Source organism: Lactonifactor longoviformis DSM 17459 (assembly GCF_900129135.1).
In the GTDB taxonomy this organism is placed as follows: domain Bacteria; phylum Bacillota; class Clostridia; order Lachnospirales; family Lachnospiraceae; genus Lactonifactor; species Lactonifactor longoviformis.
Genome location: NZ_FQVI01000003.1, coordinates 36,386 through 51,478 on the forward strand (window position 1 = coordinate 36,386; position 15,093 = coordinate 51,478).

Annotated in this window: 17 protein-coding genes; 16 read left to right on the forward strand and 1 reads right to left on the reverse strand. The window is 42.4% G+C overall.

The window, feature by feature from the left end:
- The first annotated feature begins 46 nt into the window (after window positions 1-46).
- The 14 genes from BUA56_RS04670 (at window position 47) to BUA56_RS04735 (ending at window position 11,448) form a co-directional block, all read left to right on the forward strand.
- Window positions 47-1,072 (forward strand): SIS domain-containing protein, encoded by a 1,026-nt coding sequence (locus BUA56_RS04670; protein ID WP_084067645.1) that lies wholly within the window; start codon window positions 47-49, stop codon window positions 1,070-1,072.
- Window positions 1,029-1,880: an HAD family hydrolase gene (locus BUA56_RS04675; RefSeq protein ID WP_207650908.1), complete on the forward strand. Its 852-nt coding sequence runs from the start codon at window positions 1,029-1,031 to the stop codon at window positions 1,878-1,880. The genes BUA56_RS04670 and BUA56_RS04675 overlap by 44 nt, the downstream gene beginning before the upstream one ends.
- Window positions 1,881-1,899: 19 nt before the next feature.
- Entirely contained in the window at window positions 1,900-2,889 is a 990-nt protein-coding gene (locus BUA56_RS04680) for a sugar-binding transcriptional regulator (RefSeq protein ID WP_072849446.1), read from the forward strand.
- Between the two features lie 34 nt (window positions 2,890-2,923).
- On the forward strand, window positions 2,924-3,796 hold the full coding sequence (locus BUA56_RS04685; protein WP_158640977.1) for a DMT family transporter: 873 nt from the start codon (window positions 2,924-2,926) through the stop codon (window positions 3,794-3,796).
- A gap of 18 nt (window positions 3,797-3,814) precedes the next feature.
- A complete protein-coding gene (locus BUA56_RS04690; protein WP_072849450.1) occupies window positions 3,815-4,660 on the forward strand; it encodes a phosphoenolpyruvate hydrolase family protein in 846 nt (281 codons plus the stop codon).
- A 3-nt stretch (window positions 4,661-4,663) separates the two neighbouring features.
- Window positions 4,664-5,515, forward strand: coding sequence for a phosphoenolpyruvate hydrolase family protein (locus BUA56_RS04695; protein ID WP_072849452.1), 852 nt, complete (start codon window positions 4,664-4,666; stop codon window positions 5,513-5,515).
- A 15-nt stretch (window positions 5,516-5,530) separates the two neighbouring features.
- Window positions 5,531-6,871 (forward strand): Tm-1-like ATP-binding domain-containing protein, encoded by a 1,341-nt coding sequence (locus tag BUA56_RS04700; RefSeq protein WP_072849453.1) that lies wholly within the window; start codon window positions 5,531-5,533, stop codon window positions 6,869-6,871.
- A gap of 10 nt (window positions 6,872-6,881) precedes the next feature.
- Window positions 6,882-7,700, forward strand: a complete 819-nt coding sequence (locus BUA56_RS04705) for a phosphoenolpyruvate hydrolase family protein (protein WP_072849454.1) — start codon at window positions 6,882-6,884, stop codon at window positions 7,698-7,700.
- A gap of 17 nt (window positions 7,701-7,717) precedes the next feature.
- Complete coding sequence (locus BUA56_RS04710; RefSeq protein ID WP_084067651.1) at window positions 7,718-8,056, forward strand: EthD family reductase; 339 nt, start codon at window positions 7,718-7,720, stop codon at window positions 8,054-8,056.
- Window positions 8,057-8,067: 11 nt separating this feature from the next.
- Window positions 8,068-8,415, forward strand: a complete 348-nt coding sequence (locus BUA56_RS04715; RefSeq protein ID WP_072849456.1) for an EthD family reductase — start codon at window positions 8,068-8,070, stop codon at window positions 8,413-8,415.
- A gap of 98 nt (window positions 8,416-8,513) precedes the next feature.
- A complete protein-coding gene (locus tag BUA56_RS04720; RefSeq protein WP_072849457.1) occupies window positions 8,514-9,830 on the forward strand; it encodes a RuBisCO large subunit C-terminal-like domain-containing protein in 1,317 nt (438 codons plus the stop codon).
- Window positions 9,831-9,843: 13 nt separating this feature from the next.
- Complete coding sequence (locus tag BUA56_RS04725; protein ID WP_072849458.1) at window positions 9,844-10,341, forward strand: nitroreductase family protein; 498 nt, start codon at window positions 9,844-9,846, stop codon at window positions 10,339-10,341.
- The gene (locus BUA56_RS04730; RefSeq protein WP_207650910.1) at window positions 10,274-11,140 is read left to right on the forward strand and encodes a ferredoxin reductase domain-containing protein; all 867 of its coding nucleotides are present in this window, start codon (window positions 10,274-10,276) and stop codon (window positions 11,138-11,140) included. The genes BUA56_RS04725 and BUA56_RS04730 overlap by 68 nt, the downstream gene beginning before the upstream one ends.
- 32 nt (window positions 11,141-11,172) lie before the next feature.
- The gene (locus BUA56_RS04735) at window positions 11,173-11,448 is read left to right on the forward strand and encodes an HPr family phosphocarrier protein (RefSeq protein ID WP_072849460.1); all 276 of its coding nucleotides are present in this window, start codon (window positions 11,173-11,175) and stop codon (window positions 11,446-11,448) included.
- A gap of 70 nt (window positions 11,449-11,518) precedes the next feature.
- Here the strand turns inward: BUA56_RS04735 and BUA56_RS04740 are convergent, their stop codons facing one another.
- Window positions 11,519-12,409, reverse strand: a complete 891-nt coding sequence (locus BUA56_RS04740; RefSeq protein ID WP_072849461.1) for an AraC family transcriptional regulator — start codon at window positions 12,407-12,409, stop codon at window positions 11,519-11,521.
- Window positions 12,410-12,814: 405 nt separating this feature from the next.
- On the opposite strand from BUA56_RS04740, the gene BUA56_RS04745 reads away from it, so the two are divergent.
- Window positions 12,815-14,200, forward strand: coding sequence for an MFS transporter (locus BUA56_RS04745; protein ID WP_072849462.1), 1,386 nt, complete (start codon window positions 12,815-12,817; stop codon window positions 14,198-14,200).
- Window positions 14,201-14,243: 43 nt separating this feature from the next.
- Window positions 14,244-15,038: a TIM barrel protein gene (locus BUA56_RS04750; RefSeq protein ID WP_072849463.1), complete on the forward strand. Its 795-nt coding sequence runs from the start codon at window positions 14,244-14,246 to the stop codon at window positions 15,036-15,038.
- The last annotated feature ends 55 nt before the right edge of the window (window positions 15,039-15,093 follow it).

Here is a 15,093-nt window from a genome sequence, read left to right on the forward strand (position 1 = left end):
GCTGGAAACGCACGGATACTGTCAGGGAAAAAAGGAGGAGTTGATTATGCCGAAGCATGAAGAAATGTATAAATTCGATGATCAGAAATTTTTGCTTGATGGAATAAAAGTGTATGCCCTTCGCGTTCCCATTGAAATGATAGCGGATAAGCTTGCGCAAAAAGAGTATAAAAACATTATTCTTTCCGGAGTAGGCGGAACAACTGCTGAAATGTATGCAGTATGCAGAATCATTGAAAAGTATTCTGATATACCAGTCTACCTGCTGAATGCCGCAGAGGCGCTTGCAGAGAAAGACAGACGGATCACAAGAAATTCTCTTGTCCTCACAGCTTCAAAATCCGGAGATACACCAGAAACAGTATCGTTATGTTGGTACGCAAAAAAAACGGGGGCAACCATAGTATCTTTTGTATCCATGGAACATTGTCCACTTGCCGAAGCTTCTGACTACAAAATTGTATCTGCGGAAGAAGGAATGGAAAACACCTATATGAGATTATATTTGTTTATACTTCGTTTTCTGTACCGGAAAGGGGATTTCCAAAACTATGAAAGATTTGCAGATCAAATGAAATCCCTCCATTCCGATGCCCTCCGTATTAAACATGCATATGATAGGGTTGCGGATGCGAATGCAGAAAAATACTGGCAGGAGCCATACCAGATATGGATAGGCAGCGATATAGTATTTGGGGAAATGACATTGCTGACAATGTGCATTCTGGAAGAAATGCAATGGATGAGAAACCGTCTCGTCAGCTCATCGGAGTTCTTTCATGGAGCATTAGAGCTGGTGGAAAAGGATGTTATGGTAACTCTTGTAAAGGGACTGGGACCATGCAGAGCCTTAGATGAGCGAGTGGAGAAATTTTTGCAGGGAAGAACCCAGAAGCTTGTGATAGTAGATCTGGAAGAACTGAAATTTACAGGAATTGATGAAGAATTCCAGTATATTCTTTCCCCTATTATCCTATCAAATGTTATGGCAGGAAGGTATTGCTGGAACCTGGAAAAACATTCCGGCCATGATTTGTCAATCAGGAGATATTATCGGCAGTTTAAATATTAATATTAGGGAAGGGGATAATAAAATGGACAGAATCTTCTTTTTTGACATTGACGGGACTGTTTACCGTAATACGGTTGGCGTTACAGAAAAAACTAAAAAGGCGTTTGAACGGTTGCAAAAACAGGGAGATTATGTCTTTTTCTCGACAGGCCGTCTGGCGCCATCCATAGAACCGGAATTTTATGACGTTCTGTACGATGGATATGTAGGGGGAAACGGAACACAAATTGTGTTTCGGGAGAAGCAGATTCTGAATATTCCCATGGACGTTACACTTCTGGATCAAGTTATTTGCTTCGCCCGCCAAGAGAATAGGGCGTTTGTATTAGAGGGAAGTGAGGAGTTGTACTCCGATTCTGTAGAATGTAAAACACCACTGTTTCATTACGGGTTTTACAAACAGTTGCTGGGTAAAAAAATGAGAGAGGTTGACGCAAAAGGACGTTCAGCAAATAAAATAACGCTGATATTAGATGACAGGCCATTTGAACCGAAACAGTACAACAATATAATGGATAGGATTAAATGCATTGTTCACGAGAATGAATGCGTTGAGATGGGGCCTAAATATTGCAGCAAAGCGAGCGGTGCAGATATTGTTTTACGCAGCCTGGGGATTTTGCGGGAGAACAGTTTTGCATTTGGCGACAGTAGAAATGATTTAGAAATCTTGGAATATGCCGGCTGTGGAGTAGCTATGGGAGATGCGCCTGATGTAGTGAAAGAAAAAGCAGATTTTGTGACTGGTACAGTGGAAGAAGATGGAATATCCAGGGCACTGGAGTGCTTGGGTATATGGGATACATAATAAATACAGAGGGTAAAAAATGTTGGATAAAGTTTATGAACAATCATTGAATTTGTTAGTGAAGGCGGCATATTACTACTATAATGTGGGATTGCCACAGAGTGATATCAGCGAAAAGCTAGGCGTGTCAGTGCCTACAGTTTCCAGATTGCTAAAAAAAACGAAAGACAAACATATTGTAGAATTCTGTATACCAAGTCAATATATCGAGTGCTTTCATGTAGAACAAGAGTTAAAGGCGAGACTGGGAATCAAGGAAGTGATTGTTTCTCCAATAAATGCAAAGGCGGATGGCATTTTGGAAAAAGAGGTAAAACAAAATGTCGCTTTAGAGGGCGCCCGTTATCTGCAGCGAATGATTACAAAAGAAGATGTTCTTGGCATTGGATGGGGACGTACCATGTATTATCTAATTCATTATCTTAATCCCAGTCAGAAGATTGAAGCTTCTTTTCTAACACTTCACGGAAGTATTTCGGAAGCTGTATGTAATCTTGATACACAATCTTTAGTTTCCCGCGCAAGTATGGCATTTGGCGGACGTAGATACAGCCTTATGTCGAAGGCTTCTGTCAGAAGCGCAGAACATCTTCAGAAAATATGGAAATCGGAAAGTGGAAGAAAAATAAAAGAATATTTTGAGGCCATAACAATTTCCGTATGTGGAGTAGGATGCTGGTATCCAAAGCTGGACTCTCCCTTAGCTAAAGAAGAGTATCTTACGAAAGAAGTAATTGAAGAATTGAAGAATAAGAGAGTATGTGCAGATCTGGCCCTTCATTTTATTGATCTTGACGGCAACGAATGCAATACAACACTGAAACAGACAACCCTTACAATTGATTTGGAAACATACCGGAAGATTTCTACTAAAATAGTAGTGGCATCAGGAGGTTTAAAGAAGGATGCAATCCTGGCGTTATTAAAAGGAAAACTGGTGGATGTTCTGGTGATAGATTATGAACTGGCAGAACGCCTTTATGAACATCTGGAAGTTAACCGGTTATAAATATGCGCAAAAAGAAAGAGGTTATATGATACTTATGAATGGAAAGTTATCTATGCGGCACAAAGCGATGGGAGCGCTTATTATCTGTGCGCTGCTTTGGAGCACATCAGGATTTGCACTCAAATCTGTGACAACTTTAGACAGTATGCGGGTATCAGGATACAGATGCCTGATAGCAGCGGTTTTTTTGATTTTAGTTCAGGGAAAGCCCAGAATAGAGAAGAAAAATAAATGGTTTTGGACCGGCTGTGTGGCTTATGCGGTTGCATCGTATTTGATTGTCCAGGCAAATGCTCTGACAACCGCAGCAAATGCGATTATTTTACAATATATAGCACCTGTATTTGTATGTGTATTTTCCGTAATATTTCTTCATGAGAAAATGAGGAGAAGCAATTTTGTGGTTATAGGTGCGGTACTCATTGGTCTTATTTTGTTTTTTCAGGAGTCGCTTAGTGTGAATATGGCACATACTGTGGGAAATATAGTTGCTGTGATGGTCGGTTTTGTGATGGCGCTTCAGGCTATATCAGTATGCCAGGTGCAGAATGTGAAGGTAGTGCGCTCTGTGGTCATGTTGGGAAGCTTGTTGAACTTTATATTATGTCTTCCATTTATGCAGCATACACCGGCGCCGCTAAGTGATTATCTTTGGATTTTATTTTTAGGGATTTTTCAGTTAGGGCTATCTTATTCCATATATTCGTGGGCTGTTAATTATCTTTCTCCTTTGGAAGTAATACTGATACCTGCCATAGAACCCTTGGCTAATCCTGTATTAACACTGCTCATACGGGGAGAGAAGATGACGATGAATACGATAGCAGGAGGAATCATTGTGGTTGGCTCCATAACCGTGTGGAGCTTTTGGAAGGAAATCAGACGAAAAGATAAGCGGGTGGCTTAAAAAGGAAAAGGTGACAATATGGATAAATATTTCTCTAAAAAGACGATTATTTCTTTGATGGAAAAGTTAAAAACAGGGTGTCGTCCCATTTTGGTAACAACAGCAGGTATAGGGTTATCTGCTAAATTTGAACAGCGTGGTAATACAGATATGATTGCAGTCAGCAGTTCCAGTATTTTGGAAATGGACGGACATCATCCTTTGATTTCCATGCTTCCATATGGAAATGCAAATGAAATGGTTTTAAAGACAGTGAAGAGAATTGTATCGCAAGTAGCAGATATACCGCTTATGGCAGGAATTTGTGCGACAGATCCAACAACAGATTTGCAAACTTTGCTGGATGAACTTGCATTTTATAAAGTATCGGCCATTTATAATACGCCAAGTGTTGGAATCTATGAGGGAGAAGCAAAGTGGCAGCTTGAGAAAGCAGGCGTCAAATATGAAGATGAACTTGCTGCATTAGTTTATGCGTCTGAAAGAGGATTTTACACAATGGCAAATGTTTTTACTATGGAGCAGGCGGAACTGGCAGTGCAGACAAATATTGATGCAGTTGTCTGTGATTTGGGATTTACAATATCACCGGAGGAAGATAGAGAGGAGTATCTGACAGAAGAGTATGTGGTAGAAAAATTACAGAGATTGACAAGAGCCGTCAGAGCAGCATCAGCAGATAAAATCGTATTCGTACACGGAGGATTAATCAATACACCAGAGGCGGCCCGCCATATTCTGCCCCGTACAGGGGCAATAGGGCTAGTGCTGGATTCGGCAGTCGAGCGGATACCAGTGGAAGTCCCACTTATGAAAGCAGTACAGGAGTTTAAAAATATATCGCTGTATTCCGGAAAGGAGTAAGTTATGGCGAAACGTTATACAAGACAGGAGATACATCTAAGAATAGGAGCACAGTTAAGGCAGCAACATCCTATCGTAATATCTGGTGCAGGAACAGGAATTTCTGCAAAATTTGCAGAAAAAGGCGGAGCAGATATGATTGGGATTTATAATTCAGGGCGTTTCCGCATGGACGGACACAATTCAGGGTGTGGGCAGATGTATTTTAGCAGTGCAAACGAAGAGATACTAAAGCTTGCCAAAAGGATAATGCCTGTAATACACGAGGTACCAGTGATAGCAGGGATTGCGGGCAATGATCCGTCAATTGATATGGAAATATATTTCAGAACATTACAATTTTATGGATTTTCAGCAGTTATGAACTTTCCTACCTGTGGGGATTTCCTTGGGTTTTTACAGACAACCACGGAAGAGATGGATGAATACGGCATTGGATTTCAACAGGAGGCAGACGCGCTTGCTCTGGCGCGTGAGATGGGAATGTTTACTTTAGGATATGCTTTTACACTTGAACAGGCCGAGAAACTTGGAAAAGCCGGTATTGATGTTCTGATTTGTCATCTTGGTTTAACACAGGGCGGTATAGGAGGACCGGCTGCGGGAGAGTGCTCTGTCAGCCTTGAGTCAGCGGCAAAAACAGTTACAGAATTTGAAGCTGCAGCAAAGAAATATAACAAAGACATTTTATTAATGGCCCATGGCGGACCGATTTCTTCACCTGAAGATACAAAATATATCTATGCACACACGAATTCTATTGGTTTTTTAGGCGCATCCAGCATTGAAAGAATACCTGTAGAGCAGCCTATTTTGGAAGCAGTGAAACAATTTAAAGACATTGTGATGGAATAGATGGGAGAGGCGAGAGTGAAAGCACCAAACATTATTGTAGCAGGTATTCTTAATACAAAAGGCGAGAACATAAAATACATAGCTAAACAGGTAGAAGCAGCAGGGGGCATACCACATATTATGGAGTTGAGTCTTGGAGAAGAATGCGGTTGGGCAGATATTCCTCTTCATGAAGTTTTGTGGCCTACGGGGAAAAGACCAGAAAAACTTTTTAAGCTTGAACGTGCACAGGCATGTGAATTTGTGACAGAAGGAGCAGTTAAAACTATAGTAAGACTTTATGAAGAGGGAAAAGTCCAGGGTGTTATATCTGTGGGTGGAAGTATGGGAACATCAATTGCATGTACAATGATGAGAGCCCTGCCCATCGGCGTTCCGAAAATGATGCTGTCTACGGACGCATCCGGGGAAGTGGGAGTGCATATCGGAACGAGAGATTTATGTATGCTGTATCCAATTGCAGAGACTGGGTTGAACCGAATTACCAGGCGTATTCTAACCTATGCCGCAAGCGGAATCGTTGGAATGGCTTCCGCTCCGGAAGTCGAGGAGACAGAAAATAAACCATTAATAGGCTGTATGATGTTCGGCGTCACTACACCATGTGTTCTTCGGGCTCAGAAGCATATGGAGGAAAACGGATATGAAGTCATGGTAAATCATTGTACAGGCGCAGGCGGGCAGAGTATGGAAGAAATGATAGAAGAGGGTCATATTGTTGGGATGCTGGATCTTACAACAGAGGAGGTAACGGCAGATGTATTTGACACGTATTATCAGAGGTCAGGACCCATGAGGCTTAGAACTGCGGCGAAAAAGGGAATTCCACAGGTGGTGAGTGTAGGAGGCAGTGAATTAATGCTTTTTGAAGGAATATCCGATATTCCGGAGAAACTGATGCTTGAAATACAAAGAGGTGTAAGGAAGCTTTATAATCATAATCCTTCAGTCGCCTGTGTAGCTATTACTCTGGAAGAAACACGCGCTTTTGCGAAGGAATTCTGCAGCCGCCTGGCGCCTGCCACGGCGCCCACAGTTATTTGTATTCCAATGAGGGGGTGGGGTGGATGCGATATAGCGTCCCCTGATCTTGCGCTTGGATGGTCAGGTGAAGGACCTGGAGCCACATGGATTCCCGGCCATAATCCCCTTCATTCCAGGAGAAGCGAGATAATGCTGGAAGTACTGCAGGAAGAACTGCCCCACAAGGATAATATAGAAGTATTAGTAATAGATAAACATATAAATGAACCAGAGTTTTCTGATGTAGCATCAGAGATTCTGACAGAGATGTTAAGTGGCACATGGAAACGAGGCTCTCATACAGAGCTTTCTTACGTATCCGTTTTAAAGTAAAAGGTGAAAAATGAATAAAAGAGATGCTGTTTTAGGCTCAATATATGAGTGTATGGACAACGGTAATACAATTTTTGTATTTGGCGCTGGAAGCGGTTTGTCTGCAAAAGCGGCGCATGTGGCCGGAGCGCATTTAATATCCGTCTACTCAACTGCTATATTAAGGATGAAAGGTCTTAATTCTCTGATGTGTGCGCTTCCAGTGGCCAATGCCAATCAATTATTACTAGAAGAAGGAAAGGTGATTGTACATCAGGCAAACTGTACTCCGTGCATAGCGGGGATTGCAGCGCAGGATCCTTTTCACTCAGTGAGTGAAATGCTGGATAAAATTGCTGAGATGGGATTTTGTGGTGTTTCAAATGAGCCTTTTGCAGGAATATATGGGGATTGGTTTGCTGAGGTTCTGGAAGAATATGGATTAGGGTTTAGTGTGGAACTGGACATGCTTCGTCAGGCGTCAGAACGAGGTCTCTTAACAATGGGATGGGCGTTTAATGAGGAACAGGCAGTCCGGTTAACAAAGGCGGGCATTGACATTATCGGCATTATGGTTATGGACGGACCAAGCAAATATACTGAAGAAAAAGCGCCTCAGGAGGCGCTCGAAGAAGCAGTAAAAAAGGTAAAAAGTATGTGTCAGGCGGCATTGAAGGTTAACCGGCAGGCTATTTTGATTACCCACGGCGATCCTTTTTACGATGTTAACACTGCGACCGCTTCTCTCGTTAGCACGGGAGCAGTGGGATATGCTTCTGGGTCAAGTGGGGAACGCATCCCCGCTTTCGACGGTATTGTATCAACAAGTAAAGATTTTTTGAATATGTAAATAAAAAAGAAAGGAGTATGCGGAAATTGGTTATTTTTCAAATTATGTATCCTTATGGTGAAGACCGCAGATTTGATATCGAATATTATTTGAAAAGTCATCTGGTGAATGCAAAAAAGCTTTTGGGAAAAGCCTGTTTAAAAGTAGAAGTGACAAGAGGATTTAAAGAATTTTATCAGGACACGACGCCTTTTTTTGCGTTTTCTGCGAGACTGGTATTTGAAAATGAGGAAACTTTTTTCAAAGCTTATACAGAAGATGTGGATACGTTTTTAATGGAAGATATTCCGCGATTTACGGATATTGCTCCAGTATGGCAGCTAGAAGAAATTGTTTATCAGGAAACTTCTATATAGGGAGGAAAAATGTGTATAAATTGACTATTATGTATCCGTATCAACAAGGAAAACGTTTTGATATGGACTATTATTGCAATGTCCATATGATGGATCCCAATGATGTAAAATGCCGGGGTGCTCAGATAGAGATGGGAATATGCGGAATGGACGAAGAAGTACCGCCAAAATATTTTTGCATTGCTCATAGTCTTTATGATACATTGAAGGATCTTCAAACATATTTTGAGGCGAATAAAAAGGCATTATTTGACGATATACCAAATTTTACTGATGTACAACCTGAATTTCAAATTAGCGTTGAGACAATGAACCTAGTCCTGCCAAATAGAAAGAGTGAAAGAAATTTCAATGATTGATTGAAATTTCTTTCAATATTGTAAGTCAGTATAAGTAATTCTATAATTAGCGTATAAGATAATTTTAAATTGACAGGTAGGAAAGGAGAATCGTTATAATGTTTGTAGATCCAATTATCATGCAGTTACCAGAGGAAATCGACTGTGACCGCTTTGTAATCGCAACCTATTATGCGGCAGGTAAGCCTGGCACTAATATGGTGAAATTTGCTGCAGCGCTTGCCGTGGAACAGACATGTGGAACATGGTTGAAAGTGCCGGGAGAAACCCCTGAGGTTAGAGAGAGAGCAATTGGGAGAGTACTTGGGGTTTATGAAGCACCGTCTCATCAGATTGAAATACCGGAAGAGGTAAAAGAAAGACATTTCATTATTCGTATTGCATACCCCTGGAGGAACTTTGATGCTCAGTTTTCGATGATGCTTTCTACTGTAATCGGAAATATTTCCAGCTCCGGAAAAGTAAAATTAGTCGATTTGGAGTTTCCGAAAAGTTTTCTTGAAAATTTTAAGGGGCCCAAATTCGGTGTTCAGGGAATTCGTGAAGTATTAGGTGTTTATGACCGCCCACTGTTAAATAATATGATCAAACCCTGTATTGGACTCACTCCAGAAAAAACAGCAGAGCTTGCATTTGAAGCTGCGGTTGGCGGCGTAGACGTGATAAAGGATGATGAGCTTGTATGCAGCCCTTCTTTCTGTCCGCTGGAGGATAGAGTAAAAGCGGTGATGGGAGCGCTTAAAAAAGCGGATGAAATGAAAGGTGAGAAGACATTATATGCATTTAATATTACAGCGCCGGTACTTCAGATGAGAGAAAATGCGTATCGTGCAATTGAAGCGGGAGCAAATGCGCTGATGATTAATTATGCCAGTGTTGGCCTTGACACAACAAGGGTAATAACAGAGGATCCGAATATCAATGTGCCGATCCTGGGCCATTCGGATTATACAGGAGCCCAATACGAAAGCCCATGGTCTGGTCTTTCTGCAACCTTGATTGGAGCAAAACTTCCTCGTTTGGCAGGAATGGATATGGTGATCGCACTGACTCCATATGGGAAATTCCCAATGATGATGGATACTTTTGTAAATATGGGCTTACAGCTTTTGGCGCCGATGCAGCATATTAAATCGGTATTCCCGATGCCGGGAGGAGGAACTACTCAGGGACATATTGAAGATGTTGTAAAGAAATTCGGAAACGATGTAATGATAGCCGCAGGGGGGGCAATTCACGGACATCCAATGGGACCCAAAGCAGGAGCTAAAGCGTTCCGTCAGGGTATTGATGCAGTATGCAAAGGCCAGTCTTTAGCGGCAGCCGCAAAAGAGTATGAGGAACTTGGAAAGGCAGTAGAAAACTGGGGAATTTATGAAGAAAACAGATCAGGTCTTTTTGATCTGAAAGGCTAAGGAGGATATAGTTATGGAATTTATGGAGACAATTTTTAAAAGAAGAAGTGTAAGAAAGTTTACTGATAAAAAAGTAGAAAGAAGTTTGATTGATGAGATGCTTAGGGCTGCAATGGCAGGACCGACAGCATTAGGAAAAAACCCGTGGCAATTTTTAGTGGCAGATACACCGGAGAGTATTGAAAAACTTCAGAAAGCGCTTCCTTATGGAAAATATAACTGTACTGCAGCAGTTGTTGTTATGGGAGATATTGAACTTAGCAAGCATTATTGGGCAGTTGACGGCTTGATTGCAGCGACGAACCTTACGAATGCAGCAGCAGACAAAGGCATTGACAGTGTCTGGATTGGCCTTTATCCTTTTGAAGATGAATGGAAGGAGGTGCAGAAGATTATGAGTATACCAGAAAATGTTAAACCAGTTTGTGTCATTGAACTCGGTTATGGTGAGGAAGAAACAGAAGCCCGTACTTCTTATATGGAAGAACGTATTCACTGGAATGAATATTAATTTAGGAGAGCAAACAATGTATAAAGTCTATAAAAATGTGGAAATGACACAAGAGGGATATCTGTTAGGAATTGAAGCTGAAGAAGCGTCACATTCTTGTGCGCCTGGCCAGTATTTTGAATTAAAGCTTCCAAATGATAAGCATAGGGTTCCGGTTGTGCTTACGGATATCCTTCCGGAGAGAGGGATTATCAAAGTCGTATTTCGTGTAATTAACGATAGTACAAAGGAATTATCAGAATTAGCGGACGGCGGAAACATAGAAGAAATATTTGGGCCTTTTGGAAGAAAATGTCCATTCCTAAATGAAGATATGGAAGGAAAGCAGGCATTAGTAATCGCAGAGGATCTTGGCGGTGCAGCTGCATATATGATAATTCACGATTTAGGAAAAAAAGGTGCAGTTGTTGATGCAGTGGCAGGCGGCAGGTCAGAAGGGTATTTATATTTATCTGAATTCACCGGAGAACTGTGCAGGACATATCTGAATTATTCAGAAGATGGTACACAAGGAGAACAGGGGACTATTTGTCAAAATATAGATGACATTTTAACAGCGGAAGAGTATGACATTTGTGTTATAATCGGAAGCATTGATATGATGGAGCATGTTGCTGCCAAAGCACAGAGTAAAGGAATTAAAACATGGATTTCTTTGGATCCTGCGATTACATCAATAAAAGAGTATAAAACAATTGATCATGTTGTAATTAATGGTAAAGAAGAAAAAATCAATGAAGGCGGCACAGTATATGAGGCTGCAGGCGTTGATTTTGCAGATTTGCGAAAACAGATATAAAATATATACAAAAAGGATAGTTGGGATATATTATGTACAGTAAAAAGGCAACAGTAATCAATGCGGTTGGTTTACATGCGCGGCCAGCGGCAGAATTTGTAAAGATGGCAAAAAAATTTAATTCCAAAATCATACTGACGAAAGAAAATGATCCAAAGAAAACATTTGCCGATGGAAAATCCATTATGTCTGTGATGGCTCTCTGTGCAGGTACCGATACGATAATTAACATTGAGGCAGAGGGCGAGGATGAAAATAAGGCTGTAGATAGTCTTGTGAAATTGGTAGAATCAGGTTTTGGAGAATAAGTACTATAATATCCCCCCCGGGGGGCAGACAGAAAATGAAGTGCGTATGTCTGCCCTCCGGGGGATTTTATTATTCATTTCGTTTCTTGGTCCTATAGGTCTTAGGATTTACCCCATACTGATCTTTGAATTTTTTAGAAAAATAGCTGGTGTTATTGAAGCCGGTCATAAAGCAGATATCCGACATGCTTTTTTCTGTGGTTAACAGAAGCTGGGAGGCCTGCAGCAGACGGAACTTATTAATATACTCTACAGGGGTCATTTTGGACAATTCGGAAAAGCACCTGAAGCATTCGCTTTTACTGATATTGGCAGCGCCGGCAACGTCCTGTATAGTGATTGGCTGTATATAATTTTGATGTATGTAATCAAGCATATCCTTCATTCGCTGTTCTCTGAGCAGCTTGCCGCTGTCTTCCTGGTCTTTGCTGTATTTGGGAAGAATGCCCAGCAGATTGCGCCATATTCCGATAAGGTTTTCCAGTAAAAACAGTTCATACGTAAAATGAGTGCTCTCAGTATAGTACATCCGTTTCATATACTCCAGAATTTTGTGGCCTTCTTTGCGTTCCGGGGTTATCACGAGAGCTTCCGGACGGCGGGTAGTCAGAGGCAGGGTATATTTTTCACAGTTGGCGCTCCTCATGAGGTTAATCAAGATCTGAGGCAGCAATACAATATCATATCCGATGGTACCTTCGGACAGCTCCCTGGCCAGATGTATAGCTTCGGGTGCAATGTATATGGCACAGCCTTCTTCCACCACATAGGGCGTTCCGTTTACCCGATACTCCGCACTGCCTTTAAGGACAATCTGAAGTTCAAGCTCATGGTGCCAGTGGCTGGGGAAGCTCCCGTCTGCAAAGGTATCAAAATGGTCTACAAATTCTGAGATTGGGAACATCTGATTGGGGTGTGCCAATTCCTCCATCATCTTGTGATTTATAACAATACTATCCATAGGGTATTCCTCCCTCTCCTGCTTGGTCCAAAATATCCATACATACAGCCTCTGGCGGGCTAAAAAACTGCATAAAACAGGTTCTTTTATCCCTTGTTATTTTACTATATTTATAAATAAAAATCCAGAAATATCTGATTATTGCAGATAGGCTTTGTATATATTGCTGTTTTATGCGCCGATTTTATTGGCATATAAAAGCGATATCAATAAAAATACAACAATACTCCCAGGAACCTGAGAAGATAGTTTTATTATTAGAAACGAAACTGGCTGAACTGGTTTAGAAAAGATAGTACAATACCACTATAAATAAGTTGTCGACAATTTACAAGGCAGTACATAAAAAATAATGGATGCGGAATAAAACAAATTTCGGATCAAAAGTAGAAAGGAGTTATGAAAATGGACGACGCTTCTAAAAACCGCCGGAGCAGGGAGGATCATGTTGTCAGCTTCCGCGAAAAAATTTGTTACGGCCTGGGCGATTCTGCGTGCAACGTGGTATACGGACTATGCAGTACGCTGCTCACTTTTTTTTACACCGACTATGTGGGGATTAATGCGTTTGTAGTTGGAATTATCTTTTTGATTACCCGTCTCTTTGACGGTGTATCAGATATTATTATGGGATTTATTACGGACCGGACAAAATCCAAATACGGAAAGGCGAGACCGTGGATTCTGTGGATGTCGGTACCTTACGCGGTTACTTTCATCCTGCTCTTTCTGGTTCCGGCAAATGCGTCACAAACGATACAGGCAATCTATATATTTGTCACCTATAACCTGGTGAACACCATCGTATACACTGCGCTGAATCTGCCGTACTCCACCATGGCATCCCTGATAACAAGGGATCAGAAATCCCGGGCCTCAACCCAGGCATGGAGGATCTTCTGCGGCCCTATGGGGAAGATGGTAGTAACGGTTTCCACACTTCCCCTGGTCAAGGCCCTTGGGGACACACAGAGAAGCTGGATCATTGTTTCCTGCATTTTTGCGGTAATTGCACTGGTTCTGCTGCTGGTCTGCTTCTTTAACATTGAGGAACGGGTGGTAATCGAGGCAGCTCAGAACCAGAAGGTATCTGTGGGCAAAAACCTGAAGGCGCTGTTTTCCAACCAGTACTGGGCAATCTGCCTGGGCCTGTGGGGGATTATGGTTATGATGAGTACAGTCAGCGGAACCATAACCACCTATTACTGTAAATACATACTAGGAAATCAGGATCTTTACAGTCCGATCTATGCGGCAGAGCTGATTGCACAGAGCATTGTGGTTTTAATTGTCCCATATTTTGTTATGCGGTTTGGCAAACGTAATCTTACCCTTGCCGGTATCCTGCTGGTGATTGTGGCGCAGCTGGTATGGATTACCAATCCTATGAGTGTAGGCGTGGCCATGACAAGCGCTATACTTCGGGGAATTGGCGTGGCGCCTCTGTGGGCCTGCGTATTCCCCATGATTGCCGACTGTGCAGAGTTCGGCCAGTGGAAAACCCACGTCAGGCAGGATGGTATGATTTTCAGTGCTGCGTCTGTGGGGTCAAAGGTTGGCGGCGGTCTGGCATCTGCCGGAATCGGACTTTTAATGGATTCCGTTGGCTACGATGGTCTTGCTGCAGCGCAGAGTGCAGAAGCTCTGGGTATGATCAAAGCCATTTGTATGTATGCGCCAATAATCTTCTCGGCAATTATTGTAGTACTCTGTCTGCTGTATAAGCTGGATAAGCTGTATCCCCAGGTGATAGCGGATCTGAGGAAACGTGACGAGCAGGGTATTTTATAACTGGGATGCCCTGCAGAGGCGATATAAAAGAAAGGAAGCAATTATGATTGATTTTGCGATTAATATTGAACCGCTGTACCCAGGCATGGATATCTGCGGGAAAATTGAAAGGGTCAGTGCGGCGGGCTTTCAGGCTGTGGAGTTCTGGAGCTGGGATGACAGGGATCTTTCCCGGATAAAAGAGACCTGCAGAAGGCACGGGGTAAAGGTAAGGGCGTTCAGCGGCACCAAGTCGTATTCCCTGTGTGACAGAGAACACAGCAAAGAATATATAGCATGGATCAGGCGGTCAATAGAAGCCGCGAAGGAACTGGACTGTGATACCCTGATTCTGTTTCCCAATCATTTCACTCCCTCCGGCTGTGCGGATTTCCGTGACAAGTACAGCCGCGAGGCGATGATTGCCAACATAACGCATACACTCACATGCCTGGCGCCCCTTCTGGAGGAAGAAGATATGACAGTGCTTTTGGAGCCTCTTTGCAATCTGGGGGCCGATGCGGGCATGGCCGTGACGGATACGGCGCTGGGAGCGGACATTGTGAGGGCTGTTGATTCCCCGAAGGTAAGACTTCTGTGTGATGTGTTTCATATGCAGGTAATGCATGGAAATCTGCTTCAGAATATTACAGACAACATGGATGTTATGCCTTATCTGCACCTGGCAGATGCACCGGATCGCCACGAGCCCGGAACAGGGGAGATTAATTTTGACTTTCTGTTAAGAAATATTAAGGAGAGCGGTTTTGACGGAACGGTATGCTTTGAATATTTTCCCGCAGGGGAGACCGAAGCAGGATTTCCTTATATAAAAGAAGCAGGCAAATTACTGCTTTAACATACGGCAAACGCCGCGTTAATGCCCGAGGGGCTTACAGTTAAAAAACATTTCA